Source organism: Nocardia gipuzkoensis, assembly GCF_021183645.1.
Lineage (GTDB): Bacteria > Actinomycetota > Actinomycetes > Mycobacteriales > Mycobacteriaceae > Nocardia > Nocardia abscessus.
Genome location: NZ_CP089225.1, coordinates 7,825,449 through 7,851,138, shown reverse-complemented (window position 1 = coordinate 7,851,138; position 25,690 = coordinate 7,825,449). Strand labels below are relative to the sequence as shown.

Sequence of the window (25,690 nt, the reverse complement as noted above, 5' to 3'; positions counted from 1 at the left end):
CGTCCCACGATGTCGGTGAGAGTGCCGGTCAGGCGCCGATGTAAGCCGCGAGGTGCTCACCGGTGAGGGTGGAGCGCGCGGCCACGAGGTCGGCGGGTGTGCCCTCGAAAACGACCCGGCCGCCGTCGTGGCCCGCCCCTGGGCCGAGATCGATGATCCAGTCGGCGTGCGCCATCACCGCTTGGTGGTGCTCGATGACGATGACCGACTTGCCGGAATCGACGAGCCGATCGAGCAGTCCGAGCAGCTGCTCCACATCGGCGAGATGCAGGCCGGTGGTCGGCTCGTCGAGAATGTAGATGCCGCCCTTGTCGGCCATGTGGGTGGCCAGCTTGAGCCGCTGCCGCTCGCCGCCGGACAGCGTGGTGAGCGGCTGGCCGAGGCTGAGGTAGCCCAGTCCGACGTCGGCGAGCCTGCCGAGGATGGCGTGCGCCGCCGGCGTGCGCGCCGCGCCGTCGCCGAAGAACTCCTGGGCCTCGAGCACCGACATCGCGAGCACCTCACTGATGTCGCGGCCGCCGAGGTGGTATTCCAGCACCGATGCCTGGAACCGCTTCCCCTCGCACTCCTCGCAGGTACTGGCGACACCGGCCATCATCGCCAGATCGGTGTAGACGACGCCGGCGCCGTTGCAGGTGGGGCACGCGCCCTCGGAGTTGGCGCTGAACAGTGCCGGTTTCACGCCGTTGGCCTTCGCGAACGCCTTGCGGATCGGCTCGAGCAGGCCGGTGTAGGTGGCCGGGTTGCTACGCCGCGAGCCGCGGATGGGCGCCTGGTCCACCGAGACCACCCCTTCGCTCGCGGGGATCGACCCGTGCACGAGCGAGCTCTTACCGGAGCCGGCCACGCCGGTGATGGCGACCAACACCCCCAGCGGGATGTCGACGTCGACGTCGCGCAGGTTGTTCGCCTTCGCGCCGCGGATCTCCAGCGCGCCTTCGGGCTTGCGCACCGACTCCTTGAGTGCGGCCCGGTCGTCGAAATGACGGCCGGTGACGGTGCCGCTGGCCCGCAGGCCCTCGATGCTGCCCTCGAAGCAGATGGTGCCGCCCGCCGTGCCTGCCCCGGGGCCGAGGTCGACGACATGGTCGGCGATCGCGATCGTCTCCGGTTTGTGCTCCACGACGAGCACCGTGTTGCCCTTGTCCCGCAGCCGCAGCAGCAGATCGTTCATCCGCTGGATGTCGTGCGGGTGCAGGCCGATGGTCGGCTCGTCGAAGACATAGGTGACGTCGGTGAGCGAGGAGCCGAGGTGACGAATCATCTTGGTGCGCTGTGCTTCACCGCCCGACAGCGTGCCCGAGGGCCGATCGAGGGAGAGGTAGCCCAGCCCGATCTCCACGAACGAGTCGAGGGTGTGCCGCAGGGCGGCCAGCAGCGGCGCCACCGACGGCTCGTCGAGGCCGCCGACCCATTCGGCCAGATCGCTGATCTGCATCGCGCAGGCGTCGGCGATATTGATCCCCGCGATCTTCGACGATCGAGCCGCCTCGCTGAGCCGGGTGCCGTCGCACTCGGGACAGGTGGCGAAGGTGACCGCCCGGTCCACGAACGCCCGGATGTGTGGCTGCATCGCCTCCCGGTCCTTGGACAGGAAAGACTTCTGGATCTTGGGGATCAGGCCCTCGTAGGTGAGGTTGACACCCTCGACCTTGACCTTGGTCGGCGCTTTGTAGAGGAAGTCCTGCATCTCCCTCTTGGTGTACTTGCGGATCGGCTTGTTCGGGTCGACGAATCCCGACTCGGCGTACACCCGGACCGTCCAGAAGCTGTCGGACTTCCAGCCGGGAATGGTGAACGCGCCCTCGGCGAGCGACTTCGAGTCGTCGTAGAGCTGGGTGAGGTCGATATCGGAGACCGAGCCCCTGCCTTCGCAGCGCGGGCACATGCCGCCGGTGATGGTGAAGTTGCGGCGCTCCTTGACGGTCTGTCCGGCGCGCTCCACGGAGACCGCGCCCGCGCCGCTGATCGAGGCGACGTTGAAGGAGTACGCCTGCGGCGAGCCGATGTGCGGCTGTCCGAGCCGGCTGAACAGAATGCGCAGCATGGCGTTGGCGTCGGTGGCGGTGCCGACCGTGGACCGCGGGTCCGAACCCATGCGCTGCTGGTCGACGATGATCGCGGTGGTCAGTCCGTCGAGCACGTCGACCTCGGGCCGCGCCAGCGTCGGCATGAAGCCCTGGACGAATGCGCTGTAGGTCTCGTTGATCAGCCGCTGCGACTCCGCGGCGATCGTGCTGAACACCAGTGAGCTCTTGCCCGAGCCGGAGACACCGGTGAACACCGTCAGCCGTCGCTTCGGTATCTCGATGCTGACGTCTTTCAGGTTGTTCTCGCGCGCCCCGTGCACGCGGATCAGATCGTGGCTGTCGGCGGCGTGCAGCGCAGGCGACTGCGTATGCGTTCTCGTGGCCGTGCTCATCGTGTCTCCATCTGTCGGGCGGGGCCGCCTGCGCGGTCTCCGTCGGCGTCGCCTGGCTCGATCTAACCAGCTTCGCCCGGTAGGTCTGTTTACCTCTGTCGGGGGCTGGGCGGCGCGCGTCCGCCGGTGCCCCTCCCGTTCGCGGGTATGGCCGTCGGCTTCTCGTCGTCCCGGCCGGAGGGCGGTGGCGCCGTCCACCGAGGCACCGGCTCCCCGGGCGTCTCCGTCGTGGGCCGGTGTCCGGTGTGACGGCGGCCGTCAACGCCGTCTTGTGCGGCGTTCGCGTGCGAGAGCCGGAGAACTCAGCGCAGTTCCTGGATGCGGACCAGGTTGCCCGCGGGATCGCGGACGGCGCAGTCGCGAATGCCGTACGGCTGTTCGGTGGGCTCCTGGACGATCTCGGCGTCGCCGGCGGCCAGCCGTTCGAAGGTGCTGTCGAGATCCTTCGTCGCCAGCAGGATGCCGGCATAGGTGCCCTTGGCCATCATCTCCGCGATGGTGCGGCGCTCGTCGTCGGTGATGCCCGGGTCGGCCCCCGGCGGGTGCAGGACGATCGAGGTGCCGGGCTGATCGGCGGGGCCGACCGTGAGCCAGCGCATCCCTGCGTACCCGACATCCTTGCGGAGTTCGAAGCCGAGGAGGTCGCGATAGAAGGCGAGGGCCGCCTCCGGGTCGTCGTGCGGCAGGAAGCTCGCGTTGATGGTGATGTCCATGGCGATCAGGCTAATTGCGGCTGGGTCGCCGGTGCTTCTCGATTCCTGATCGGTCTGGTCACCTGTTTCGCGACGCACGACGGCATCCCGGCCGTCGCGCGCTCGGCCTCGCGCCGATAGACGCTCGGCGGTATACCGACCAGCTCGGTGAAGCGGGTGCTGAAGGTGCCCAGCGACGAGCACCCGACCGCGAAGCAGATCTCGGTGACGCTGAGGTCGCCCCGGCGCAGCAGCGCCATCGCCCGTTCGATGCGCCGCGTCATCAGATAGGAGTACGGCGACTCGCCGTAGGCGAGCCGGAACTGGCGGCTGAGGTGCCCGGCCGACATGTGCGCGTCGCGCGCGAGCGCCTCCACGTCCAGCGGCTGCGCGTATTCCCGGTCGATGCGGTCGCGGACGCGGCGCAACCGAGCGAGGTCACGCAGCTGCGGCGCTCCGGCGGGTTTGCTGGTCACCTACCAGATGGTGCCACATGCAGGTGACAAGCGGGCGGGTGTCGACACGTCGGCGCCCGCCCGGCCCCGCGACCCCGCACCGGCCCCGTGACCGCCGGGCGACTTGTCCGAACGGACGCCAGGTCGATCGGCGGCAGCGGCCGGACGCGGGTTCCGGTCGATCGCTACCAGAAGGTGGCCGCGAGTTCGTACTGCGCGAGCGCACGCTGCACGAGTTCGCCGAGCTGCTCGGCATCGGTGAGCTTCGGCGGGTGGAAACCGTTGATGCGCAGCGTGATTCCCTCGTCGGACTCCACCAGCGCGACGTACAGGGTGCCGCCGCGTTCGGTCAGGACGGCCGGGGAGTCGAGGCTCTGGTTGACCAAGCCGATCGTCATCGCCGAGGCCGGACTCCCGTCGATGCGGAGGATTTCGGGGTCGAGCTTGCCGAGGCTGGAGCACACCGTGGAAATCGGATCGGTGGCGGCTTGCCGCGCGAGCGCGGCGTAGCGCCCGCGTGGTAGCGCGACCGCTACCGGGATCAGCGGTGGGACGTTCTGTCCTTTGGCGGCGGCCGCGCTGAGCTTCTCCTTCATCACCGCACGTAACGGGGCGAGGTCGGCCGCTCGGCCGTCGAGCGGATCGACTTCGAAGTCGATGGAGGTCAAGGCGTTCGCACGAAGGTCGTCGGCGGTGCGGGTGCTGACCGGCATCATGATGCGAACCCGGCCTTCTTCGTCGGTGCGACCGATCTCGGTGGCGATGGCCGCCATCATCGCCACCGCCAACGTGGTGCCGGTTCCGCCTCGGGTCCGCGCCGCCGCCTCCCACAGCCGCGCCGGGACCGTCGCGGTGACCGTCGGCAGGCGGAAGTCCGCGTCGGGCCGCCCGGTCTCGCCGCCGCGCCGGGCCAGGCCCAACCGCAGCGCCAAGCCGACGGCGGAGGGCAGCGACCGGGCGCGCCGCGCGGCATCGCGAAAATCGTTGGACAGCAGGCGCATCCGGCCGAATTCGTCGGACCGGTAGGTCAGATCGAGCCGCTTGTCCGCGACCGCGTCCGCGACCGCCGCGCAGAATGCCTGGCCGTCGGCGAGGGTATGCGAAACCAGCAGCGACACCGCGCTTTCCCCGTTGTCGAGCTGGGTCGCCGCCAACCGCCACGCGGGCCCGCCGTAGGTGCGCAACTCCGCGTGCCCCTGCTCGGCGATCCAGGCCTCCAATCGGCTGCGCGGAACGGGGGCGTCCGCGACCTCGAGCGGGCTGAACTCGGCTCGGGTGGTCCAGCGATCCCCTGCGGCGGGGATCATCGCGGGCGCGACCGCTCGACCGAGTCTGCCGTGGCGCAATGCCTCGTGGAAATTCTTCAGCGCGGCCAGGTCCACCGGGCGGTCGTAACGCCACACCGCCTGGATCGCCAGGGTTCCCCCTAGCGCGGAGTGCCCCCGCGCACTCACGCAGTCGATGTCGTCCAGGCGGTAGGTCACGCGATTCTCCCCTCGAGTTCCGGACGCCGGAGCAGATCCGCACCGGCGTCGTCGCCGCCACGACTCGAAGCTATGCGATCCGGATCGTTCGAATGTTCGAGATGGTCGGCCAAGGTAGAGCATCCGGCCTGGCAACGCCGTGGTCAACCCTACTGGCGGGTTCGGTGCCGGCGGCCCCGGCGGTGCGCCACCACGTGCGGCCGCGAGATGCGGACGGGTTCGCTGTCCAGCGCGAACGTCAAGGCCGGGCGCCGTTCGAAGTGACCTGCCGAAGGGTTGCCGAGAGCGCCCGGCCTCGCGATGCGGAGCGCCCGAGCTGGACGGTCGACCACTTCAGCAACGGATGGGTGTCGCGGTGACGGCTTCGGGTCAGCTCCTTGCCGGATCTCGTCGGCGGATCAGCGGCAGGTAGACCTCGTCCACGATCTCGATCAGGACGTTGTCGGGCGCGGTCGGCGCCGCGCGGACGACGAATTCGTTGCGGAGCAGAACGAGGGCCACCGTAGCGACGCGCGGATGCAGCGCTTCGGGAGCGGCTTCGCCCCGGGCGACCGCGCGGCCGAGCAGGGTGAGCCACGGTGCGGCGGTGGCCTCGCCGGACTGCTCCGGCAGCTGTGCCAGGAGTTCCGCGGCGCCACCGGCGGCTGCCATGAGTTCCCGCAGGACGGCGCCCAGTGGCGAACTCCAATGGCGGTTGACCCGTCGCAGCAGTTCGAGCACGTCTTCGCGCAGGTCGCCGGTATCGGGCGGTTGCGCCGTCGTGGCCAGCTGCCGGTAGGCGGCGATGCCGAGCGCCAGCCGGTTCGGCCAGCGCCGGTAGATGGCGTTCTTGTTGGTGCCGGCGCGGGCGGCGACCTTGTCCATGGTGAGTGCGGCGTACCCGGATTCGACGAGTTCGTCCGCCGCGGCCCGCAGTATCGCCTCTTCGAGGGCGGGTCCGCGCCGGCGCGTCTGCCCGGCGCCGCCTTGCCGCACCGCATCCTCCACGACGACCCCTTTCCGCAGTCGGTGCCGATCGTACTTCCCGAACACGGGCTTGCCCGGTTCGCATAGAGCCTTTAGGGTACTGAACGTACCTTATGATGGAGGAAAGGACGGCGGCCATGCGCGCCAAAGGCATCAACTACGAGACAGGCTTCCTGCGTGACGGGCAATCCGCCCGAGTGGATTTCGATCCGCAGACCGTGGCCCGCGAGCTGCGTATCATCCGCGACGACTTGCACTGCAACGCGGTCAGGGTCATCGGGGGCGATCCCGAACGGCTGGAACTCGCCGCTACCTGTGCCGCCGATCTCGGCCTCGAGGTTTGGTTCTCGCCGTACCCTCTCGAATCGACCGACGACGAGATGCTGGCGCTGTTCGCGGACTGTGCCGAGCGCGCGGAGCGGATCCGGCAGCGGGGTGCTGAGGTCGTGTTCGTGACCGGCGCCGAACTCAGCTTGATGCACCATGGCTTTCTCCCCGGCGACACGCTCGACGAGCGCGTTCGGTTGCTGACCGCCCGGCCGGATGATCTGCGCGAGCGGGTCGGCGAAGCCAGTGCGCGGGTGAACGACTTCCTCGGCAAGGCGGTGTCCGTCGTTCGCGAGCGTTTCGGCGGCCGCGTCACCTACGCTTCCATTCCGCTCGAGCGCGTCGACTGGACACCGTTCGACATCGTGTCGGTGGACCTGTATCGGACCGCCGAGGTCGCCGAGCGATTCGGTGACGGCGTTCGTACCCTTGTCGCTCAGGGAAAGCCGCTCGCCATCACCGAGTTCGGCGCGGCGACCTTCGAAGGCGCCGGCGACGTGGGCGCCCAAGGTCTCGAGATCGTCGAATACGACACGCACGGACCGATCCGGTTGGACGGCGAGTACGCCCGCGACGAGGCCGGGCAGGCGGCCTATCTGCGGGAGTTACTGGAAGTCTTCGACGCCGAGGGCGTCGACAGCGCGTTCGTGTTCGTCCTCGCGCTCTACGACCACGTGCACCGCCCCGGTGGTGACCCACGCGACGACCTGGACCTGGCGAGCTACGGCGTGGTCAAAGTCCTCGAAGGCCGCCGCGGCGACACCTACCCCGACCTCCCGTGGGAGCCCAAGGCCGCCTTCGACGCCCTCGCCGCCTACTACCGAAGTCACTGAGACGCAAGAGTCGCCGAGCCGGGGGCTGTCTCAGTAACGGCCGGTCAACCGGGCTGCTCGCGGTGGTGGCGGAAGGCCAGGCGGACGAGGTCGGCGATGTCGGGGTCGGCGATCGTGTAGACGTGGCGCCTGCCGTCTCTGTGGGCGCGGACCAGCCCGGCGAGTTTGAGTTTGGCCAGGTGCTGGCTGACGGCGGGCACGGAGTGGCCGACTGCGGCGGCGAGGGTGCCGACGTCGCGGTCGCCCTGCGCGAGCAGCCACAGTATCTGCAGGCGGGCGGTGGCCGCGAGCATGCCGAAAACCGCTGCGGTGTCCTGTAATCGGTCCTCCGGGATGGGGCCCGGCGGCTCGCCGTGCTCGGTCACGTCCGCCTCCAAAGCTGTCGGTAGGGTGGCACGACCGGGTCCGGTTGTGCAACCGTCCGGCCGCCGGTGACCGGCCCCGGCGCCGCGCACCGCGAAAACCTCTGTCGTGCCCGGTCATCCGGGTCGGCCCGCGCCGCTGGGTTTCCACCGAGTGGCGCGTGGTCGAATACTTGCGCAACTGATTGACGTACCCCGATCGGCGGGTTTCTAATGATGGATGGCGCAATTCGTGCGCCGGTAGACCCACGAAGCGAGGTGAGCGGCAGATGCCGGATGACAGTATCGACGTCTACAGCTGGGCCTCTCTCGCGAAACGGGTTGCGCCGGCGCGTCGTTGATCTGTGTGCGTGATCGGCGGCCGGGCAACGGCGCCGCGATCGGCCGCCGCGGCACGAATCCACCTTCGTCATTTCTTCGACGCGTAAGGACAGCGCCCTCCGGGTCCGACCGGTGCGTGGTCCTTTGTCCGCGGGCGACCCAGGCATGGTGTCGTCGCGGCTCGACGCTGCCCGCACCCCGTGCGCCCGTCTCCGGAGGGGTGCGCCAGCCCGCACGATAGTAAGTATTGGAGCCCCCGCTATGGCCACATTGCTCGAAAAAGCCGAAACATCGCCTCGACCACCCGGTCCGGAAGGCCGGGCGATCCGGTGCGTCCGCGGTTCGCGCCGTTTGCTCGATGCGGACATGCGCGATGGCCGTCCGCCGCGGCGGACAGGTTCGTCCTCGGGTTCGCCCGTGCGCACTCTCTCCGGGCGGCAGTAGCCGATGACGACCTTTCTCAGCGCCGTGACCGCCGACCACTTCGACACCGAAGTGCTCCAGCAGCATTGGATTCCCCTCGCCGCCGACGACGCCGACACCGCGGCCGTGCTGCGGGAACGGCTCGGCATCGACTTCACCGCCGGACACAACCAGGTCCGGGAGACCGACAACTTCCGCTACATTCCGGTGGTCGCCACCTACCAGCGCGGCGAAACCATCGAACGCGCGACGATCGTCTTCGCGTTGGGCGGTGAGTTCCTGGTGACGCTGCAGCCGTCCGAGCGTTTCGTCCCGTTCGACAAAGCGGTGGCGAAGATGCGGCGCAACACCGCGCTCGCCGGCTCCGCACACGGTGTGATGTACGCGCTGCTGTGGGCGCTGAACGAGACATCGGAGCGGGTGCTCCACCACGCCGGTGACACGCTGGAGGAGTTGCGCGACGAGATCGCGAGCGCTGTCGACGGCGACGACCGGGAGACCACGGACTCCGGCGTGCACGCCACGATGGCGCGGATGGACGCGACCGAACGGATCGTCTCGCGCGTCCGGGAGACCCAGCTGCAGCTGGCCCGCGCCGCACGCCACCTGATGGCCGACACGCCGCCCGGCCACGAACTCGACGGTGTGATCGGCATCCTGATCGCCGACGTCGACGGGGTGCGAGAGCACGCCGGGGTGGAACACGACAAGGTCCGCTACCTGCAGCAATCGGCCATCGGCAGGCTGGAGGTGAAACAGAACCGAATCGTGGAGGCGTTTACCGTCCTGACCGCGGTCCTGCTACCGCCCACGCTGATCGCCACCTGCTTCGGCGTGAACTTCACTTGGATGCCCGAGTCACCCTGGCAGCATCGGCTCGTAGTCATCGTCCTGATGGCGCTGGTCGCGGTGCTTCCGCTGGTCTATCTCGGGAAGAAGGGCGGGCTGCGCTGAGTCCTGGCCGCGGCTTTCGCCGGTTTCCGGGGATCATTACCTCGCGCGTAATCGACCTGGGGCCCGCGGCGCGGCAAGGTTGGAGACAGCCGATCGGAAGATCCGGATCGGCTGACGAAAGCCGTTACAGCACAGGAGGATTCAGCATGTCGCGTTACGAGGAAGCGGTCGATCGGTACTTCGCCGCGTGGAACGCCACCGACGAGGACGCCCGGACCGCCGCGGTCGCGGCCGCGTGGGCCGAGGACGGCGGGTACACCGATCCGCTCGCGGCGGTCAGCGGGCACGCCGAGCTGGTGGCGGCCATCGGCGGTGTGCAGGCGCAGTTCCCCGGCTTCGAGTTCCGTCGCCTCGGCGAGATCGACGGCCACCACGACATCGCCCGCTTCTCCTGGGAACTGGTCTCGCGGGCCGACGGCAGCGCCCCGGTCGCGGGCTCGGACGTGATCACCCTCGGGTCCGACGACCGGATCACGAATGTGCACGGCTTTCTCGACCGGGTGCCCTCCGCCTGACGGCCGCTGACGTCACTGTTCCGGGGGGCTGCGGGTCGGCCTCGTTCGCTACGGGAATCGGTGCCGCTGACTACGGCACCGAACCCGAGGGGCCGGATATCCCGGCCGCCGCCGAACTCCGGGAAGGCCGGGTCCGGCGTGGCGAAACCCAGGGCGGTCCACCGCATCGCCGATGCTCGACAGCCTGGTGACACGCCCGGCGCGCCGCAGTCCGGTTGCGCCTGTGGCGAACACGGTGCGTCGTTCCCGCCCCGGGGGCATCCTGGACGAGTAGTGCAATTCCGGCAAACAGGGTGGTGGTCGGCGTGGACGACGCCGCGATGGATGCCTACTCGCGCACGGTGATCGCGGTGGCCGCGTCGGTGACGCCGCACGTGGCCAGTGTGCGGACCAGGAGGGGGAGCGGTTCGGCGGTGGTTTTCACCGATGACGGGTTCCTGCTGACCAACGCGCACGTCATCGGCGCGACGAGCGAGGGCGAGGTGGTCTTCGCCGACGGGGTGGAAGCACGGTTCGGCGTGGTCGGTGTGGATCCGCTGTCGGATCTGGCGGTACTGCGCGCACACGGCGGCGCGCCGGACGCGGTGACCCTCGGGGACGCCGACCAATTGGTGGTCGGCCAGCTGGTGGTCGCGGTGGGCAGCCCGCTCGGCCTCGCGGGTTCGGTGACCGCGGGCGTGGTGAGTGCGCTCGGGCGCGCGGTGCCGGTCGCCTCGCGCCGCGCCGGACGGGTGATCGAAGACGTGATCCAGACCGACGCGGCGCTGAACCCGGGTAATTCCGGTGGCGCGCTGGCGGATTCGGCCGGCCGGGTGGTCGGCATCAACACCGCCGTCGCCGGAATCGGGCTCGGCCTGGCCATTCCGATCAACGCGACGACGCGCCGGATCATCGGCACGCTGCACGCCGAGGGGCGCGTGCGGCGCGCCTATCTCGGCCTGGTCGGGGTGCCCGCGCCACTGCCCGACCCGGTTGCCGAGCGCACCGGGCAGGCCGCTGGGGTGCGCATCGTGGAGGTGGTCCGCGGTGGCCCCGCCGACCGGGCGGGACTGCGCCGCGGTGATCTGGTGCTGAGCGTCGCGCGTTCGGAAGTGCGTGACGCGCAGGGCATCCAGCGACAGCTGTTCGCCGAGGCGATCGGCGTGCAACTGCCCGTGACCGTGCTGCGCAACGGTGCCATGGTGGACGTGATCGCGGTTCCGGTGGAATTGGCCGCGGACTGAAGCGACCTAATCGGCGGCAGCGACGGGCTCGGCGGCAACCACCGGAGTGGTCGGCGCCGGCTTCCACCGGGCGTCGACGACCAGGCCGGCCAAGCCGATCGCGAGACAGACGCCGGACAGCGCCAGCATCGCGGGGTGGGTCGTGCCGGTGAGCGCGTCGCCGAGGATGACGGTGCCGATCGTGCCGGGCAGCACGCCGAGCACTGTGGCGATCAGGTACGGCCAGAACCGGATCGAGGACAGTCCACAGCAATAGTTGATCACCGAGAACGGCACCGCCGCGATGAGCCGCAGCGAGCCGACCGCCAGCCAGCCACGGCGGGCGAGACGCTCGTCGATCGCCCGCACCGCGGGATGGGTCAGCCGGGCGGCGACCTGATCGCGGTCGAGCGCGCGGACGAGCACGATCGCCAGCGCCGCGCTGACCGTCGTGGCGCCGACCGCCAGCGTGATGCCCAGCAGCGGTCCGAACAGCAGTCCGGCACTCACGGTGAATACGGTGCGCGGGATCGGCGCCACCGTCACCAGGGCGTGGACCAGGAAGAACAGCAGGGGAAAGATCGGGCCGGCCGACGTCGCCCACTCCTGCACCTGGCGCGGCGACGGCAGCGGGACCAGCAGCGCCGCGCCGAACAACGCGACCGCGCCCACGATCAGGGCGACGACGCGCGGGTCACGCAGCAGCCTGGTCACGGCTGCGCGTCGCTGTCGCTCGGCTGCGTCGTGCCCATCGGTGCTGTGTTCGATTGTTCCCTCGCCGCGCTCGGTCACCGGCGACAGGTTACCGGTTGGTAGTGGCGGGCAGGATCAACCGGCCGGGAATCCGCCCGCTAGCATCAGTGGAAGTGGGACGAATGCCCGTTAACCGAAGTAGTCGCTGAGCTGGGCGAATGTGAGGGAATCGGGCGCGCACTGCCGGTGCGTCCGCGTGAGGAAGAGGAACAGCAAGCTATGCCGATTGCTTCAGATCCCGGGGCGGATCCGGTGCCCGACTACGCCCAATGGCGCAAGGGCGTTGCCGGGGTGCTGGCGAAGGCTCGCCGCGTCGATGTCACCGAACTTCCCGAGGAGCCCGAACGGCTGCTCGACGAAACCACCTACGACGGCCTGACCGTCGCCCCGCTTTACACCCGGCGCGACGAGTTGCCGGAGCAGCCGCTGCCGGGAACCTTTCCCTTCGTTCGCGGCCGGGACGCCACCCGTGACGTGCACCGGGGCTGGTTCGTCAGCGCGCAGGTCGCGCAGCGCGACGCCGCCGCGGCCAACCGGGAGATCCTCGCGGGGCTGGAGAACGGGATCAGCGCGATCTGGCTCGGCGCGGGCGAGCGCGGCGTGCCGGTGGCGGAACTGCCGAGCGCGCTCAACGGCCTGCTGTTCGAATTGGCCCCGCTCACGTTGGACGCCGGCAGTGACGTCGCCGGTGCGGCGGCGCAGGTGTTCAGCGTGCTCGACGGTTATGCGGCACCCGATCGCGCGGTCATCCGGATCGCCCTCGGGGCCGCGCCGCTGACCAGCCGCTTCGCCGGTCTCGCCGACATCGGCCTGACCGAGGCCGTCGCACTCGCCGGGCAGGCGGCCCGACGGCCGGAGACGGTCCGCGCGATCACCGTGGACGGCACCGTCTTCCACGACGCGGGAGCCTCCGACGCCCAGGAATTGGGCGCCGCCGTCGCCGCGGGCCTGGCCTATCTCCGGTCGCTCACCGAGAGCCTCGACATCGCGGACGCGCTGGGACAACTGGAGTTCCGGCTCGCGGCCACCGACGATCAGTTCGCCACCATCGCGAAGTTCCGTGCCGCCAGGCAGCTGTGGGCGCGGGTCGCCCACGTGTGCGGCGCACCGGATTTCGGCGGCGCCCCCCAGCACGCGGTCACCTCGGCCGCCATGATGAGCCGGCGCGACCCCTGGGTGAACATGCTGCGCACCACGCTCGCCGCGTTCGGCGCGGGCATCGGCGGCGCCGACACCGTGACTGTGCTGCCGTTCGACTCCGCTCTGCCGCCCGGTGAGCTCGGCGTCTCGAAGTCGTTCGCCGACCGCATGGCCCGCAACACCCAGCTGCTGCTGCTCGAGGAATCGCATCTCGGTCATGTGCTGGACCCGGGTGCGGGCTCCTGGTACGTCGAGGACCTCACCGCCGCGCTGGCCGCGAAGGCGTGGGAGTTCCTCCAGGAGATCGAGGCGGCCGGTGGCTACCTCGCCGCGCTGGAGTCCGGTCTGCTCGCCGAGCGCGTAGCCGCGACCAAGGCCGCTCGCGACACCGATGTCGCGCACCGCAAGACCGCCGTCACCGGCGTGAACGAATTCCCGAACCTGGCCGAGCAGCCGCTGTCCGAGGCGGCGCGGCAGGCGGGCCGGGTCGCCCGTTACGGCGCCGCGTTCGAGCAGTTGCGGGACCGCTCCGACGCCTACCTCGCCGAACACGGCGCGCGGCCGAAGGCGCTGCTGGTCCCGCTCGGGTCGGTGGCCGAGCACAACGTGCGGGTCACCTTCATCGCGAATCTGCTGGCCTCCGGCGGCATCGAGTCGATCAATCCCGGTCCGCTGGCGGTGGACGCGATCGCCGCGGCGGCCACCGAAGCCGGGGCGCCGATCGCGGTGCTGTGCGGCTCGGACGCGCGCTACGGAACCGAAGCCGGTGCGGCAGTGGAGCGACTGCGCGCCGCGGGTGTGTCCACTGTGCTGCTGGCCGGTGCGGCGAAAGCCGTCGCCGGCCTGGACGACGCGCAGCGCCCGGACGGATTCCTCGCCGCGCGCATCGATGCCGTCGCCGCGCTGTCCGGCCTGCTGGAGAAGGTGGGAGCCTGATGACTACTCGTGAGATCAAGCACGTGATCGGCAGCTTCGCCGACGTGCCGCTGGCCGAGCGCGCACCGGAGCCCGCCGCGGTCGACGCGGCGCAGGTCACGGAGTACGTGCGTGCCGCCGCGGCGGCCAACCAGTACGCCCCCGAACAACTGGTGTGGGCGACGCCCGAGGGCATCGACGTGCCGCCGGTGTTCACCAAGGCCGACCGGGATGCCATTGCGGCCGAGGGGTATCCGCTCGACAGCGTGCCCGGCGTGGCGCCGTTCCTGCGCGGGCCGTACCCCACCATGTACGTCAACCAGCCGTGGACCATCCGCCAGTACGCCGGTTTCTCCACCGCCGCGGACTCGAATGCCTTCTACCGGCGCAACCTGCAAGCGGGCCAGAAGGGTCTGTCGGTCGCCTTCGACCTGGCGACCCATCGCGGTTACGACTCCGATCACCCGCGCGTGCAGGGTGACGTCGGTATGGCGGGTGTGGCCATCGACTCGATCCTGGACATGCGCCAGCTGTTCGACCACATCCCGCTGGACCAGGTCAGCGTCTCGATGACGATGAACGGCGCGGTGCTGCCGATCCTGGCGCTGTACGTCGTCGCCGCCGAGGAGCAGGGCGTCGCGCCCGAGCAGTTGGCCGGAACCATTCAGAACGACATTCTGAAGGAGTTCATGGTCCGCAACACCTACATCTACCCGCCGAAGCCCTCGATGCGGATCATCTCCGACATCTTCGCCTACACCAGCGCGAAGATGCCGAAGTTCAACTCGATCTCCATCTCCGGCTACCACATCCAGGAGGCGGGCGCGACCGCCGATCTGGAGTTGGCCTACACCCTCGCCGACGGTGTCGAGTACATCCGCGCGGGCATCGACGCCGGCATGGAGGTCGACAAGTTCGCGCCGCGGCTGTCGTTCTTCTGGGCGATCGGCATGAACTTCTTCATGGAGGTCGCCAAGCTGCGCGCCGGGCGCCTGCTGTGGAGCGAGCTGGTCGCGAAGTTCAACCCGAAGAGCGCGAAATCGCTGTCGCTGCGCACCCATTCGCAGACCTCCGGCTGGTCGCTCACCGCGCAGGACGCCTACAACAACGTCGCGCGCACCTGCATCGAGGCGATGGCCGCCACCCAGGGCCACACCCAGTCGCTGCACACCAACGCGCTCGACGAGGCGCTTGCGCTGCCGACGGACTTCTCCGCCCGTATCGCCCGCAATACCCAGCTGCTGATCCAGCAGGAGTCCAACACCACCCGCCCGATCGACCCGTGGGGCGGCTCCTACTACGTCGAGTGGCTCACCCACCAGCTGGCCAACCGCGCCCGCGCGCACATCGCCGAGGTCGAGGCGCACGGCGGCATGGCGCAGGCGATCGGCGAAGGCATCCCGAAGCTGCGCATCGAGGAAGCCGCCGCGCGCACCCAGGCGCGCATCGACACCGGTCAGCAGCCGGTGATCGGCGTCAACAAGTACCAGGTCGAAGAGGATCAGCAGGTCGAGGTCCTCAAGGTCGAGAACTCGCGGGTGCGTGCCGAGCAGATCGAGAAGCTGCGGCGGCTGCGCGCCGAGCGCGACCCCGACGCGGTGCGGCGGGCGCTGGCCGAATTGACCCGCGCCGCGGCCTCTTCCGAGGGCGGCATGGCGAACAACCTGCTCGCCCTGGCCATCGACGCGGCCAGGGCCAAGGCCACCGTCGGCGAGATCTCCGATGCGCTGGAGCAGGTGTACGGCAGGCACCAGGCGGAGATCCGTACGCTCTCCGGTGTGTACCGCGACGAGGCCGGAAAGGTCACCAACATCACCAAGGCGAGTGCGCTGGTCGAGGAATTCGCCGAGGCGGAGGGCCGCAGGCCGCGCATCCTCGTCGCGAAGATGGGTCAGGACGGCCACGACCGGGGACAGAAGGTGATCGCCACGGCCTTCGCCGACCTCGGCTTCGACGTCGACGTGGGCCCGCTGTTCCAGACTCCGGAAGAGGTGGCGCAGCAGGCGGCCGACAACGACGTGCACGTCGTCGGGGTGTCGTCGCTGGCGGCCGGCCACCTCACGCTGGTGCCCGCCCTACGGCAGGCACTGGCCGAAGTCGGACGCCCCGACATCATGGTCATCGTCGGCGGCGTGATCCCGCCCGGTGACTTCGACGAGCTCTACCAGGCCGGCGCGGCGGCGATCTTCCCGCCCGGCACGGTGATCGCGGACGCGGCCATCGACCTGCTGAAGAAGCTCGGCGCCGAACTCGGTCACGAACTCGGCAGCGGCGCCGCGACGGAATGAGCGAAGCGGGTTCCGCGGCACGGGACACCCCGACGGTGGCCGCGCGCCGGATGATCGACATCGACGCCCTCGCCGCGGCGGTCCGCGCCAACGAGCGGGCCGCCCTGGCGCGGGCGATCACACTGGTGGAGTCCACCAGGGCCGATCACCGGGCGCTGGCGCAGCAGTTGCTGCTGAAGGTTTCGCCGGAGGCGGGCTCGGGGAGCACGGCCTCCCACCGCGTCGGCATCACGGGCGTTCCCGGCGTCGGCAAGTCGACCTTCATCGACGCGCTCGGCATGTACCTGATCGGGCAGGGGCACCGGGTCGCCGTGCTCGCGGTCGACCCGTCCTCGACCCGGACCGGCGGATCGATCCTGGGCGACAAGACCAGGATGGCGCGCCTGTCGGTGGAACGCGGCGCCTACATCCGGCCCTCGCCCACCGCGGGCACGCTCGGCGGCGTGGCCAAGGCGACGCGCGAGACCATCACACTGCTGGAAGCGGCCGGATACGACGTGATCCTGGTCGAGACCGTCGGGGTGGGCCAGTCGGAGGTCACCGTCGCCAACATGGTCGACGTGTTCTGCTTCCTCACCCTGGCCCGGACCGGTGACCAATTGCAGGGCATCAAGAAGGGCGTGCTCGAACTCGCCGACCTGGTCGCGGTGAACAAGGCCGACGGCAAACACGAGGTCGAAGCCAAAGCCGCCGCCAGGGAACTCGCCGGTGCGCTACGGCTGATCCACCCGCACGACGCGCTGTGGCGGCCACCGGTGCTGACCATGAGCGGGCTGGAAGGCAACGGCCTGGACCGGTTCTGGGACACGGTGCTCGAACACCGCCGCGTGCTCACCGACGCCGGGGAATTCGACGCGCAGCGCCGTCGCCAGCAGGTCGACTGGACCTGGACCATGGTGCACGACCAGTTGCTGCGCAGGCTCGCCGACAACCCGGAGGTGAAAGCCATTCGGGCGCAGGTGGAAAAACAGGTCCGCGACGGCACCCTGACCGCCGCGCTCGCCGCCGAGGAGCTCCTGCGCGCCTTCGACGGGCGCTGACTTCACAGGTTCTGGAACCGAATCGGCGATGTCCCGGTAGGGCTCACCGCTGCGCGCCGTGCAAGCGGACCTGCGCCACCAGCGCGCGGTGGTCCGCTCCCGGCAGGCCCACGGTCTGCACCGCGGTCGCACGGCCGCCCGCGACGAGGATGTGGTCGATCCCGACCAGAGGCGGCCAGCGCTTGTCGGTCGGATAGGTGACCAGATGCCCGGCGCCCGCCTGCTCGGCGGCATCGCCGAAGCGCCCGGACAGCATCACGCGGAACTGCCGATGATCGTAGGTGGCGTTGAAGTCGCCGCCTGCGATCGCGGGTCGGTCCGCGGGCGATTGTTCGAGAATCGCGTGCAAGCGGGACAATTCGTCGGCCCAGACCTCGGTGCCGAACACCGGCGGCACCGGATGGAAGGCGAACACCGTCAACGGTCCCGCATCCGGGACGTGCGCCGTCGCCGAGATCTGATTCAGGACGAAGCCGTCGTATTCGACCGTCTCCGTCAGGGGATAGCTGCTCCAGATCCCCGTCCCGGTCGCGGTCCTGCCCGGGGCGAGATACCGGTAGGGCAGTAATCGGTCGAGGCCCGCGCGGCCGAGGCCCTCGACTGCCGCAGGCGTGAGTTCGTTGACGGTGAGCACCGCGACGCCCCGCGCGCGCACCTCGTCGACCAGCGTCCTCGGATCAGCCCCGTCGAAGAGCAGATTGGCCTGCATCACGATGATCGCCGGTCCGTCCTCGGCGCCTGCGCGACCGACGTACAGCGGAGCTTGTGTCCATGTGCCGATGGCGAGGACGACCAGCGCGACCGCCGCGCCGCTCCAGCGGCGCACGGCCACGAACGCCACCGCCGCCACGAGTGCGGAGCCCATCAGATACGGCGCACCCGAAGCCGCCAAGACCACCAGCCGCGATGACGAACGGTTGAAATGCAAGGCGACCCCGGCTACCCCGGTCAGCGTCGCCATCCATGCGAGCAGATCCACACCGACCCGAATCGGTTTCGAAATGACCTTCGAATCCCCGGCGGCACGATACCTGCGGAAGATCTCGCCGCGGGTCGGCAATCCGCGCCCGAGCCGGTTCGGGCTGGTCATTCGATGCCGAACAGTGCCGCCGCGTTGCGGTAGCAGACCCGGCGCAACCAGTCGTCACCGAGATCGAGGCGTTCGAGCGCCTCGATCGAATGACCATAGGAGTGCGGGATATTGGGGAAGTCGCTGCCGAACAGGATGCGGTCGGCGAAGGCGCTGAGCCTGCCGTGCTCGTGCACCGGGAACGGTACGTCGGCTTCGGCGAAATCGGTCCACACCATCGTGGTGTCCAGCCGCACCTCCGGGTAGTCCTCGGCCAGGTCGAGGAACTCGGAGTACTCGGGCATACCCATGTGCGCGACGATCAGCCGCAGGCGCGGAAAGCGGCGCAGCACACCGGCGATCGGTTCCGGTCCGGTGTGGATTCCCGGCGCCGGGCCGGAACCGCAATGGATGACGATCGGAATACGCGCGTCCTCCAGCAGGCCCCACACCGGGTCCAGCAGCGGGTCGCCCGGATGGTAGCCGCCGACTTGAACGTGCGCTTTGAAGACCCGAGCCCCACTCTCGACCGCCGCGCGGACATAGCTCGCCGCCTGCGGCTCGGGAAAGAACGTGGCGGTGTGCAGGCAATCGGGGGTGTGGGCGGCGAAATCCGCGGTCCATCCGTTCAGCCACGCCGCCATGTCCGGCTTGTGCGGATACACCAGGGCCGTGAACGCGCGAACACCGAAGTCGCGCAACGTCTTCAACCGGACCTCCGCGTCGGAGCGGTAGGTGATCGGCCAGGCACGTCCGGTCAGCGGGCCTACCGTGTCGAAATACGCCCACACCTTCCGCATCACCTGGTCGGGCATGAAATGGGTGTGCACGTCGATGAGGCCGGGCAACCCGAGCCGGGCGCGGAAGGCCGGTAGGTAGGCCATGTCGTCTGCGCCGGTCACCGGACCTCCTGAGCCGCGGGCGGGTGCACGGCCCGCGCGAAGTCGCCGACCCGGGCGATCAGACGATCGAAGAACAGTTCCGGATCGGTGCCGATCACGATGTCGGCGTTGGGTTCCCGGCCCCACATGCCCGTCCAGTCGGCGACCGTGGTCGCGCGGGTGATGGTGCCCGCCAGCTCCACGTCCACCGTCGCCGGGCGGACGCGGGCCAACGCCGGATCCAGCGCCACCGCGGCGGCGAACGGATCGTGCATATGAGCCAGATAGCCCAGCTCGTAGCCATGGTGGAAATCGAAGTAGAACCGCACGGCATCGGTGACGTGCCGGACGATCGGATTGCTCGCGGCCGAGCGGGCCCCGGGCGGATCGGACGGCGAGACGAGCTCCACCGGAAAACTTTTCGCGCGCTCGGCCAGGCGTGCCAAGTGTTCGGGGCGCATCTCGATGGTCTCGGTGACGTCGAGCGCGCAGACGATCGGCCTGCGCCGCGCGGGGGCCGCGGCGAACGCGTCGAAGACTTCTTTGGCGGCCTCCGGGTCGACGTGCACGTTCCACTCGTTGGTCGGCGTGGTGTTGCCCGGATGGTTGAACGCGCCGCCCATGATCACCAAGCGGTGCAGCAGCAGCGGCAGGTCCGGTTCCGTCCGCAACGCGAGGGCGAGATTGGTCAACGGGCCGGTGCAGAGTCCGACGATCTCGCCGGGATGGGCGCGCACCAGATCCACCCACATCTGGGCGGCCGATCGGGGCGAGAGACGGCGAGCCGACGCGGGTAGCTCGGCATATCCGATGCCCTGCGGTCCGTGCGTGTCCTCGGTGGTGCGCAGCGGGATCGCCAGTGGAGCCGGGGCGCCGAGCGCCACTTCGATCTCGGGCGCGCGGCAGACGTCCAGCCAGGCCAGATTGTTCGCCGCCACCTGCGCCGCCGAAACGTTGCCCGCGGTGGCGGCGATTCCGGCGATCTCGGCCTCCGGGGAGCCGAGCAGGTACAGCAGCGCGAGCGAGTCATCGATGCCGGTGTCGACGTCCAGGATGATCTTCTGCCGCACGGCACGAGACTAGCGAGCCGGTGGCCGGGCGCGACGCGGAGGTTGCCGGTAACTCGGCGATCGCAGGTGGTAGGACATACGTCTAGTACGCTTGTCTAAGACGTTGTAGCCTGGAGTCATGGGAAATCGCGAGGATCTACTGGCGGGAGCACGAAAAGTCATCGTCGAGCGTGGCGTCGCGAAGGCGACCGCCCGCGACATCGCTTCGGCAGCCGGCGTGAGCCTGGCGGCGATCGGCTATCACTTCGGCTCCAAGGAGCAATTGATCACCGAGGCGCTGACCGACACCCTGGGCACCGCGATCGGCGACAGCATGGAGGCGAAGATTCGCGAGGGCAGCGGTGCCGCGCCGCTGGCCGCGTTCGCCGCGCTGTGGAACAGCATGCCCGCGGTGTTCACCGAGAACCGCGACAGCATGCTGGCGAGCATGGAGAACCTCGTGCGCGTCGCCCGGTCGCCGGAGTCGCAGAAGTTCTTCGCCCAGAGCCTGCCCGGGGCCTATCGGGACATGGCCGACGCGCTGCGGGAGGCGCACCCGCAGTTGAGCGAAGACCAGGCCGAGGCGATCGGGGAACTGTACTTCGTACTCGTCCAGGGACTCGGGGTGCTGCAGACCATCGTCCCGGAAACGAGACTGCCGGACGGCGACCGCCTGGCGAAGGCGGTCGCCGCGCTGGCCGGAAGCGAGGATCAGTGCTCGCTCGACAGCTCCCCGGCCGGGATGTGACGCAAACGAAGCACGGCGACCAGCAGTTCCGCGCTCGGCGCGAACGCCGCGACGACCGAGACCACCGCGAACGCCGCCGCGAACGCCGCCGCGCCGACCATGAGCGGCTTGCGCCGGCCGACGCGGTCACCGAGGGTGCCCATGGTGACCAGCAACCCGGCCACCATGAACCCGTAGACATCGATGATCCACAGCAGTCGCGAGCTGGTCGGGCGCAGTTCGGCGCTGATCATCGGCACGGCGAGGTGCAGCACCGTCATGCCCATGGCGTAGACCGGGCAGGCGAGGGCGAGCACACCGAGCCCGACCCACTCCCGCTTGCCCGCCAGCGGTTCGGCGACGCGGTCGAGCGTGCTGTCCACGGCGCGGGTCCCTTCGGGAACGGTGTCGATGAGCGTCATGCCGGTTCTGACGACGCGAGGAGCACCATTTAGTCGCCCACGGCCGGGACGCCGCAAAGGATTTTCGCGGCGCCCCGGCGGGACGGTCAGTGCGCGGGCAGCGGCCAGGCGGGACGATCCGCGCCGTAGGCGGGTGCGGGCCAGGCGTAATCCGGGTACTCGGCCAGCGCGGGCGGCGCGGTGACGACCTGCCCGTGCCGGACGACCTCCGCCGGGCTCGGCAACGCGGCCTTGGGATGACCCGGTGTACGGTCCGGGGCGTCGAGCAGCCAGGCCGCCGTGCGGGCCAGGGCCACCCGCACGTCCCGTCCGACGCCGTCGTCGGCCCGCGCGGCCAAGGCGTCGATCACGCCCGCCGCGAGCAGGTAACCCGACGCGTGGTCGAGCGCCTGCGCGGGCAGCGCCCCCGGCACCGCGGGCGCACCCTCGAGGATCGAGATGCCGGAGGCCGCCTGCACGATGCTGTCGAAGCCGCGCCGTCCGCCCCACGGACCGGACTCGCCCCAGGCGGAGACCCGTCCGTGGATCAGGCCGGGCCGGGCGGCGGCGCGCACGCCCGCGCGCTCCAGCGCGCCCGGCCGGTACCCGGTGATCAGCACGTCCGCGGCGGCGATCAGGTCGTCGATGCCGCGTGTGCGCAGGTCGACGAGTGTGGAGCGTTTGCCTTGGCAGGTGTCGGCGAACTGCCAGGAGATCTCCGGCAGCTGCGGCGGATCGATCCGCAGTACCTCGGCGCCGAGCAGCCCGAGCGCCCGCGTCGCGACCGGACCCGCGATCACCCTGGTCAGATCGAGCACACGCACGCCACGCAGCGGCTGCAAGGGCGCGGCGCCGGACGGTAATCCGAGCTCGCCGCGGTCGGCGCGCGAGGTGATCGCGACCACCGGGCCGGCCCCGGCGGCCTGTCCCTCGGGGCTGGCGGCCCATTCCGCCTCGGTGCGGACGCGGACCGCGACGGCGCCGTGCGCGGCGGCCTGTTCCTCCAGGTCCGCGGCGCGCATCATGGCCATCTGGGCGACCACGAGGTCGATCGGCGCGGACTCGGGCAGGCCGAGCGCGGACAGCAGCAGCGATCGGTGGTGCGGATAGTTCGCGTGCGTGCGAACCCATCCGTCGAAGGTGGGGAAGAAGCCGGACAGCTCGGCGAACGGCGTCGGGAACTGGCCGCCGATGCGCAACAGGCGCTCGCTGGAGAAGGCCGCGGTGATTCGGGCCGGATCGATGCGGTGCGCCACCGGGTCGAGGCCGCGCGCGGTCCGCATGCGGTTCGCGGCCGCCGTCAGGGCTGTCACCGAACCGGCGGCCAGCGCCCAGACCGGTAGCGTCGCGGCGAGATTGCTACCCGGATCGGGCGAGGGGGAGATGCGCGAGGCGGTGACACCGATACCGGCCTCGTAGTCGTGGACGAGCCGTGCGTGCGTGTTCACTCGCTTCAGCCTAGTTGCCGGTCCGGAGAGGCCGCGTGGCGTGGTCCCCCCGACCGGAGCCGTTGCCGCCCGCGGATTCCGGACCACACCGCCGTTCTGCCGCGCCACCTGCGACGATCCGGATCGCGGCGTGGCGCGGCCCGCCTGCCGGTGCGCGGTGGGCCGATGCGGCGGTTCGATCGCTGATCGAATCGGGCGCGCGTCGGGGTGGGTCCGCCGAGAGCGCGCGGACGGTGACCGCAGAATCGCGGACGGGTACCACCGAGATTGCGGATGAAATGCTGACGAGCCCGCGGCCTTCGGCGGCGTCTTCCGGCTGCGCTCGGCGTCTCGCACAGTGGCGATGCCGGGCCGGACTTCAGGACCACGCCGCGCGAAAGCAGCTGTCGGAGTGGTCTTCTCGCCAGTGAGGATAGTGGCACGCACCGAAGCCGGAGGAATTGACCAGGATATCCCCATGCTGCACCGCAGCAACCGGCGCGGGACGCCGCGCGGAACCGATGACCTGTCCGTCGCGTGCGGACAGAGGGCAGGACATGGCAGGCCGCACCGAACACCGCGCGGCAGCCACAGGTGAGGTCGAGCGACGATGACGAACGTCTATGCCGGAAGCGCGGAATACACGGTGCCGGTGGTCAGGAAGAAACCGAATTCCGCGGTGCGGGAGCGAATTCCGGTCTTCGGCAACGACATGCAGCCGCGGGCCGCCCTGATCCCGGACCGGGTGCGCTCCGCGCCGATCAAGCACGACTACGAGCTGATGGCCGTACAGGACGCCCAAAACGCCGGGTACCTGCGGGAGATCCAGGACCTCGCCGCCGAACGCGCCGCGCTCGGGACCGGCGGCCACGATCAGGCGACGCGACTGCGCACCGAGCAGCTCGAGGCGGCGCTCGCGGCGGCGATGACGGACGCGAAGGCGGCGGGCGTCGCCGCGAGCGACGTCGACCGTGCCGTGGAATACGGCCGCGCGGGCGCCCACTGGGCCGACCGCCCCGCGCACCGCTACCTCGGCCGGATCGCGCAGCTGACCGACGAGATGGGTTCTCGTCTCACCGAATTGGCCGGCTACCGGCGGCGGATCGCCGAGCTCGAACAGCGTCTCGCGCGGACTCGGCTCGGCGAGCTCTGAGGGGTTCCTCCCGCTCGCGCGACCCCGCTGCCGTACCCGCCAGGCAGGACGGGGATGCTGCATCGGTGCAGGAGATCTTTCGGACCGCGGGCGTCGAGGGGTGGGTGTATGCCCGATGCGTCGGCTGTGGCGCCGAGGCGGGCTCGGGGGCGGACGAGCCGGTGGTGCTGGCGTCGGTGGTGAAGGTGCCGCTGGTGCTGGAGTTCGCCAGGCAGGTGGCGGCGGGACAACTGGACCCCACCGACCGGGTGCGGGCGCGGGCGGCGGACCGGCTCGGCGGCGTCGGCACCGCGGGCTGCGCCGACGACGTCGAGCTCAGCCTGCGCGACGCGGCGTACCTCGCGCTCACCGTCAGCGACAACACCGCCGCCGACCTGCTGTTCGACCGGGTGGGGCTGGACAATGTGCGCTCACTGCTGCGCGAGCTCGGTCTCACCGCCACCCGGGTCGTCGGTCCGCCACGCGCGGTCGTGCGGTCCATGGCCGAGGACATCGGCGCGGCCGACGCGGCCGAGTTCGCCCGCCGGTTCCCCGAGCTGACCGCCGAGCAGGTGCTGCGCACCAGGGCGCTGGACCCGCGGCAGACCACCGCGAGCACCCCGCGTGAGATGGCCCGGCTGCTCACCTTGATCGCTCTCGATGAGGCAGGCGCGCCCGAGGCGTGCCGGTGGGTTCGCGACCTGATGCGCCAGCAGGTGAACTGGTACCGCCTCGCGGCAGCCTTCCCGCCGGAGGTGCAGGTCTGGGCCAAGACCGGGACGCTGCCCGGGGTGCGCAACGAGATCGGCGTCGTCGAGTATCCGGACCGAACGCGGTACGCCGTCGCCGTTTTCACGCGCGCGGCGACGCTGGCGCAGCGGTTGCCCGAGGTGGATCGCGCCATCGGCGCCGCCGCCGTCGAGGCGATCGGCCGCATCGTTCACGGCCTGCCGTAGACGACGTTCCACGGCCGTTGCGGCGCATCCGCGACCGTGGCCGGCCGCGACGAGCCGTCGTCCTGCAGGACCGACACGACCAGCTCGGCCAGTTCACCCACCAGGGGATGCGCCACGCCCACCGGCCAGGCCAGCGACAGCCGGTGGCTCAGTGCTCCCTCCGGCAGTGGCCGCCAGACCACCCGTGGTTCCTTCTGCGCCACCATGCCCTGGTCGAAGGCCACGCCGCGACCGGAGAGCACCATCCCGAGCACGAATTCCGGATTGCGCGCGTGCTGTACCGACGTCGGACGGAAGCCGTGCTCCCAGCACCGGCGCAGGGTGGCGTCGTAGAGGCCGGGCGCCGCGGCGCGGGGGAAGATCACCAAGCCGTGCCCGGCGAGGTCGGCCAGTTCGAGTGCCGACCGCGCCGCCAGCGGCGAATCGCGGGGCAGCACCACCCCGAGTGGCGTCTGGACCGCCGGTCCGAGTTCCAGGCCGACCGCGTCGACCGGGTGTTGCAGCAACCCGGCGTCGAGCTGCCGGTCGGCGAGCAGCCGGACCTGCTCGGCGGTGGTGAGTTCCTGCAGGTCCACCCGGACGTCCCTGGCCTCGAACGCGGTGAGCAGCGCGGCGAGCAACCGCCCGGCCAGTTCGGGCGGCACGCCGATCCGCACCGCGTCCATCTCGCCCCGATGCGCCTTGCCCACCAGCGATTTCGTCCGTTCCCAGCGGGCCAGCAGGTCCTTGGACTCCGCGAGCAGGATCTGCCCGGCTTCGGTGAGCGCGACCCGGCGGCTGTCCCGGTCGAACAACCGCGCGCCGAGGTCGTCCTCCAGCCGGCGGATGCGCTGGCTCAGCGGCGGCTGGGCGATGCCGAGGCGTTCGGCGGCCCGCCCGAAATGCAATTCCTCCGCGACGGCGACGAAGTACCGGAGTTGGCGCAACTGGTCCACGCTGCGACGATATCCGTTCCG

Annotated in this window: 22 protein-coding genes and 1 pseudogene; 10 read left to right on the top strand and 13 right to left on the bottom strand. The window is 70.2% G+C overall.

Going from position 1 to position 25,690, the window contains the following annotated elements:
• Positions 1 to 28 precede the first annotated feature (28 nt).
• The 5 genes from LTT66_RS35745 to LTT66_RS35725 all read right to left on the bottom strand — a co-directional run bounded on the left by LTT66_RS35745 (position 29) and on the right by LTT66_RS35725 (position 6,040).
• Positions 29 to 2,422, bottom strand: coding sequence for an ATP-binding cassette domain-containing protein (locus LTT66_RS35745; protein WP_233062864.1), 2,394 nt, complete (start codon positions 2,420 to 2,422; stop codon positions 29 to 31).
• A gap of 302 nt (positions 2,423 to 2,724) precedes the next feature.
• The gene (locus LTT66_RS35740) at positions 2,725 to 3,135 is read right to left on the bottom strand and encodes a VOC family protein (RefSeq protein ID WP_195065772.1); all 411 of its coding nucleotides are present in this window, start codon (positions 3,133 to 3,135) and stop codon (positions 2,725 to 2,727) included.
• Positions 3,136 to 3,140: 5 nt separating this feature from the next.
• Positions 3,141 to 3,590 carry a helix-turn-helix transcriptional regulator gene (locus LTT66_RS35735; RefSeq protein WP_043690287.1) on the bottom strand — a complete coding sequence of 150 codons (450 nt, stop codon included), beginning with the start codon at positions 3,588 to 3,590 and terminating at the stop codon, positions 3,141 to 3,143.
• 164 nt (positions 3,591 to 3,754) lie between these two features.
• Positions 3,755 to 5,053 carry a condensation domain-containing protein gene (locus LTT66_RS35730; RefSeq protein WP_233062863.1) on the bottom strand — a complete coding sequence of 433 codons (1,299 nt, stop codon included), beginning with the start codon at positions 5,051 to 5,053 and terminating at the stop codon, positions 3,755 to 3,757.
• A gap of 369 nt (positions 5,054 to 5,422) precedes the next feature.
• Complete coding sequence (locus LTT66_RS35725; protein WP_233062862.1) at positions 5,423 to 6,040, bottom strand: TetR/AcrR family transcriptional regulator; 618 nt, start codon at positions 6,038 to 6,040, stop codon at positions 5,423 to 5,425.
• 116 nt (positions 6,041 to 6,156) lie between these two features.
• On the opposite strand from LTT66_RS35725, the gene LTT66_RS35720 reads away from it, so the two are divergent.
• Positions 6,157 to 7,179, top strand: coding sequence for a hypothetical protein (locus tag LTT66_RS35720; RefSeq protein ID WP_233062861.1), 1,023 nt, complete (start codon positions 6,157 to 6,159; stop codon positions 7,177 to 7,179).
• A gap of 44 nt (positions 7,180 to 7,223) precedes the next feature.
• On the opposite strand, the gene LTT66_RS35715 is transcribed toward LTT66_RS35720, so the two are convergent.
• Positions 7,224 to 7,544, bottom strand: coding sequence for an ArsR/SmtB family transcription factor (locus LTT66_RS35715; RefSeq protein ID WP_233062860.1), 321 nt, complete (start codon positions 7,542 to 7,544; stop codon positions 7,224 to 7,226).
• A 765-nt stretch (positions 7,545 to 8,309) separates the two neighbouring features.
• On the opposite strand from LTT66_RS35715, the gene LTT66_RS35710 reads away from it, so the two are divergent.
• The 3 genes from LTT66_RS35710 to LTT66_RS35700 all read left to right on the top strand — a co-directional run bounded on the left by LTT66_RS35710 (position 8,310) and on the right by LTT66_RS35700 (position 10,977).
• Positions 8,310 to 9,239: a CorA family divalent cation transporter gene (locus LTT66_RS35710; protein WP_233062859.1), complete on the top strand. Its 930-nt coding sequence runs from the start codon at positions 8,310 to 8,312 to the stop codon at positions 9,237 to 9,239.
• Positions 9,240 to 9,385: 146 nt separating this feature from the next.
• Complete coding sequence (locus tag LTT66_RS35705; protein WP_233062858.1) at positions 9,386 to 9,754, top strand: nuclear transport factor 2 family protein; 369 nt, start codon at positions 9,386 to 9,388, stop codon at positions 9,752 to 9,754.
• Between the two features lie 320 nt (positions 9,755 to 10,074).
• Positions 10,075 to 10,977 (top strand): S1C family serine protease, encoded by a 903-nt coding sequence (locus LTT66_RS35700; RefSeq protein WP_228826541.1) that lies wholly within the window; start codon positions 10,075 to 10,077, stop codon positions 10,975 to 10,977.
• Positions 10,978 to 10,983: 6 nt separating this feature from the next.
• Here LTT66_RS35700 and LTT66_RS35695 read toward each other — a convergent pair whose 3' ends face one another.
• Positions 10,984 to 11,670 (bottom strand): TVP38/TMEM64 family protein, encoded by a 687-nt coding sequence (locus LTT66_RS35695; protein ID WP_233069510.1) that lies wholly within the window; start codon positions 11,668 to 11,670, stop codon positions 10,984 to 10,986.
• A 258-nt stretch (positions 11,671 to 11,928) separates the two neighbouring features.
• Here LTT66_RS35695 and LTT66_RS35690 point away from each other — a divergent pair, with 258 nt between their 5' ends.
• Genes LTT66_RS35690 through meaB form a run of 3 tightly spaced genes read left to right on the top strand, consistent with a single transcriptional unit; the run spans position 11,929 to position 17,092 of the window.
• Entirely contained in the window at positions 11,929 to 13,785 is a 1,857-nt protein-coding gene (locus tag LTT66_RS35690) for a methylmalonyl-CoA mutase family protein (RefSeq protein ID WP_233062857.1), read from the top strand.
• Positions 13,785 to 16,052 (top strand): methylmalonyl-CoA mutase, encoded by a 2,268-nt coding sequence (gene scpA, locus LTT66_RS35685; RefSeq protein ID WP_233062856.1) that lies wholly within the window; start codon positions 13,785 to 13,787, stop codon positions 16,050 to 16,052. Before LTT66_RS35690 ends, scpA begins: the two co-directional genes overlap by 1 nt.
• On the top strand, positions 16,049 to 17,092 hold the full coding sequence (meaB, locus tag LTT66_RS35680; RefSeq protein ID WP_233062855.1) for a methylmalonyl Co-A mutase-associated GTPase MeaB: 1,044 nt from the start codon (positions 16,049 to 16,051) through the stop codon (positions 17,090 to 17,092). Before scpA ends, meaB begins: the two co-directional genes overlap by 4 nt.
• A 43-nt stretch (positions 17,093 to 17,135) precedes the next feature.
• Here meaB and LTT66_RS35675 read toward each other — a convergent pair whose 3' ends face one another.
• The 3 genes from LTT66_RS35675 to LTT66_RS35665 are packed head-to-tail and all read right to left on the bottom strand — an operon-like array spanning position 17,136 to position 20,112.
• Positions 17,136 to 18,182, bottom strand: a complete 1,047-nt coding sequence (locus LTT66_RS35675) for an endonuclease/exonuclease/phosphatase family protein (protein WP_233062854.1) — start codon at positions 18,180 to 18,182, stop codon at positions 17,136 to 17,138.
• Positions 18,179 to 19,045, bottom strand: a complete 867-nt coding sequence (locus LTT66_RS35670) for an amidohydrolase family protein (protein WP_233069509.1) — start codon at positions 19,043 to 19,045, stop codon at positions 18,179 to 18,181. The genes LTT66_RS35675 and LTT66_RS35670 overlap by 4 nt, the downstream gene beginning before the upstream one ends.
• A 14-nt stretch (positions 19,046 to 19,059) precedes the next feature.
• On the bottom strand, positions 19,060 to 20,112 hold the full coding sequence (locus tag LTT66_RS35665; RefSeq protein ID WP_233062853.1) for a nucleoside hydrolase: 1,053 nt from the start codon (positions 20,110 to 20,112) through the stop codon (positions 19,060 to 19,062).
• 118 nt (positions 20,113 to 20,230) lie between these two features.
• Between LTT66_RS35665 and LTT66_RS35660 the strand changes: the two genes are divergently transcribed.
• Entirely contained in the window at positions 20,231 to 20,839 is a 609-nt protein-coding gene (locus LTT66_RS35660) for a TetR/AcrR family transcriptional regulator (protein WP_195102490.1), read from the top strand.
• Positions 20,840 to 20,841: 2 nt separating this feature from the next.
• On the opposite strand, the pseudogene LTT66_RS35655 reads toward LTT66_RS35660, so the two are convergent.
• Both LTT66_RS35655 and LTT66_RS35650 read right to left on the bottom strand, forming a co-directional pair.
• A pseudogene (locus tag LTT66_RS35655) lies at positions 20,842 to 21,240 on the bottom strand (MFS transporter); the annotation flags it as partial.
• Positions 21,241 to 21,326: 86 nt separating this feature from the next.
• Positions 21,327 to 22,667: a CoA transferase gene (locus LTT66_RS35650; protein WP_233062852.1), complete on the bottom strand. Its 1,341-nt coding sequence runs from the start codon at positions 22,665 to 22,667 to the stop codon at positions 21,327 to 21,329.
• Between the two features lie 589 nt (positions 22,668 to 23,256).
• On the opposite strand from LTT66_RS35650, the gene LTT66_RS35645 reads away from it, so the two are divergent.
• Both LTT66_RS35645 and LTT66_RS35640 read left to right on the top strand, forming a co-directional pair.
• Positions 23,257 to 23,799, top strand: a complete 543-nt coding sequence (locus LTT66_RS35645; RefSeq protein WP_233062851.1) for a hypothetical protein — start codon at positions 23,257 to 23,259, stop codon at positions 23,797 to 23,799.
• A 65-nt stretch (positions 23,800 to 23,864) separates the two neighbouring features.
• Positions 23,865 to 24,734 (top strand): serine hydrolase, encoded by an 870-nt coding sequence (locus tag LTT66_RS35640; protein WP_233062850.1) that lies wholly within the window; start codon positions 23,865 to 23,867, stop codon positions 24,732 to 24,734.
• Here LTT66_RS35640 and LTT66_RS35635 read toward each other — a convergent pair.
• The gene (locus LTT66_RS35635; RefSeq protein WP_233062849.1) at positions 24,719 to 25,669 is read right to left on the bottom strand and encodes a LysR substrate-binding domain-containing protein; all 951 of its coding nucleotides are present in this window, start codon (positions 25,667 to 25,669) and stop codon (positions 24,719 to 24,721) included. The genes LTT66_RS35640 and LTT66_RS35635 overlap by 16 nt on opposite strands.
• Positions 25,670 to 25,690: the final 21 nt, after the last annotated feature.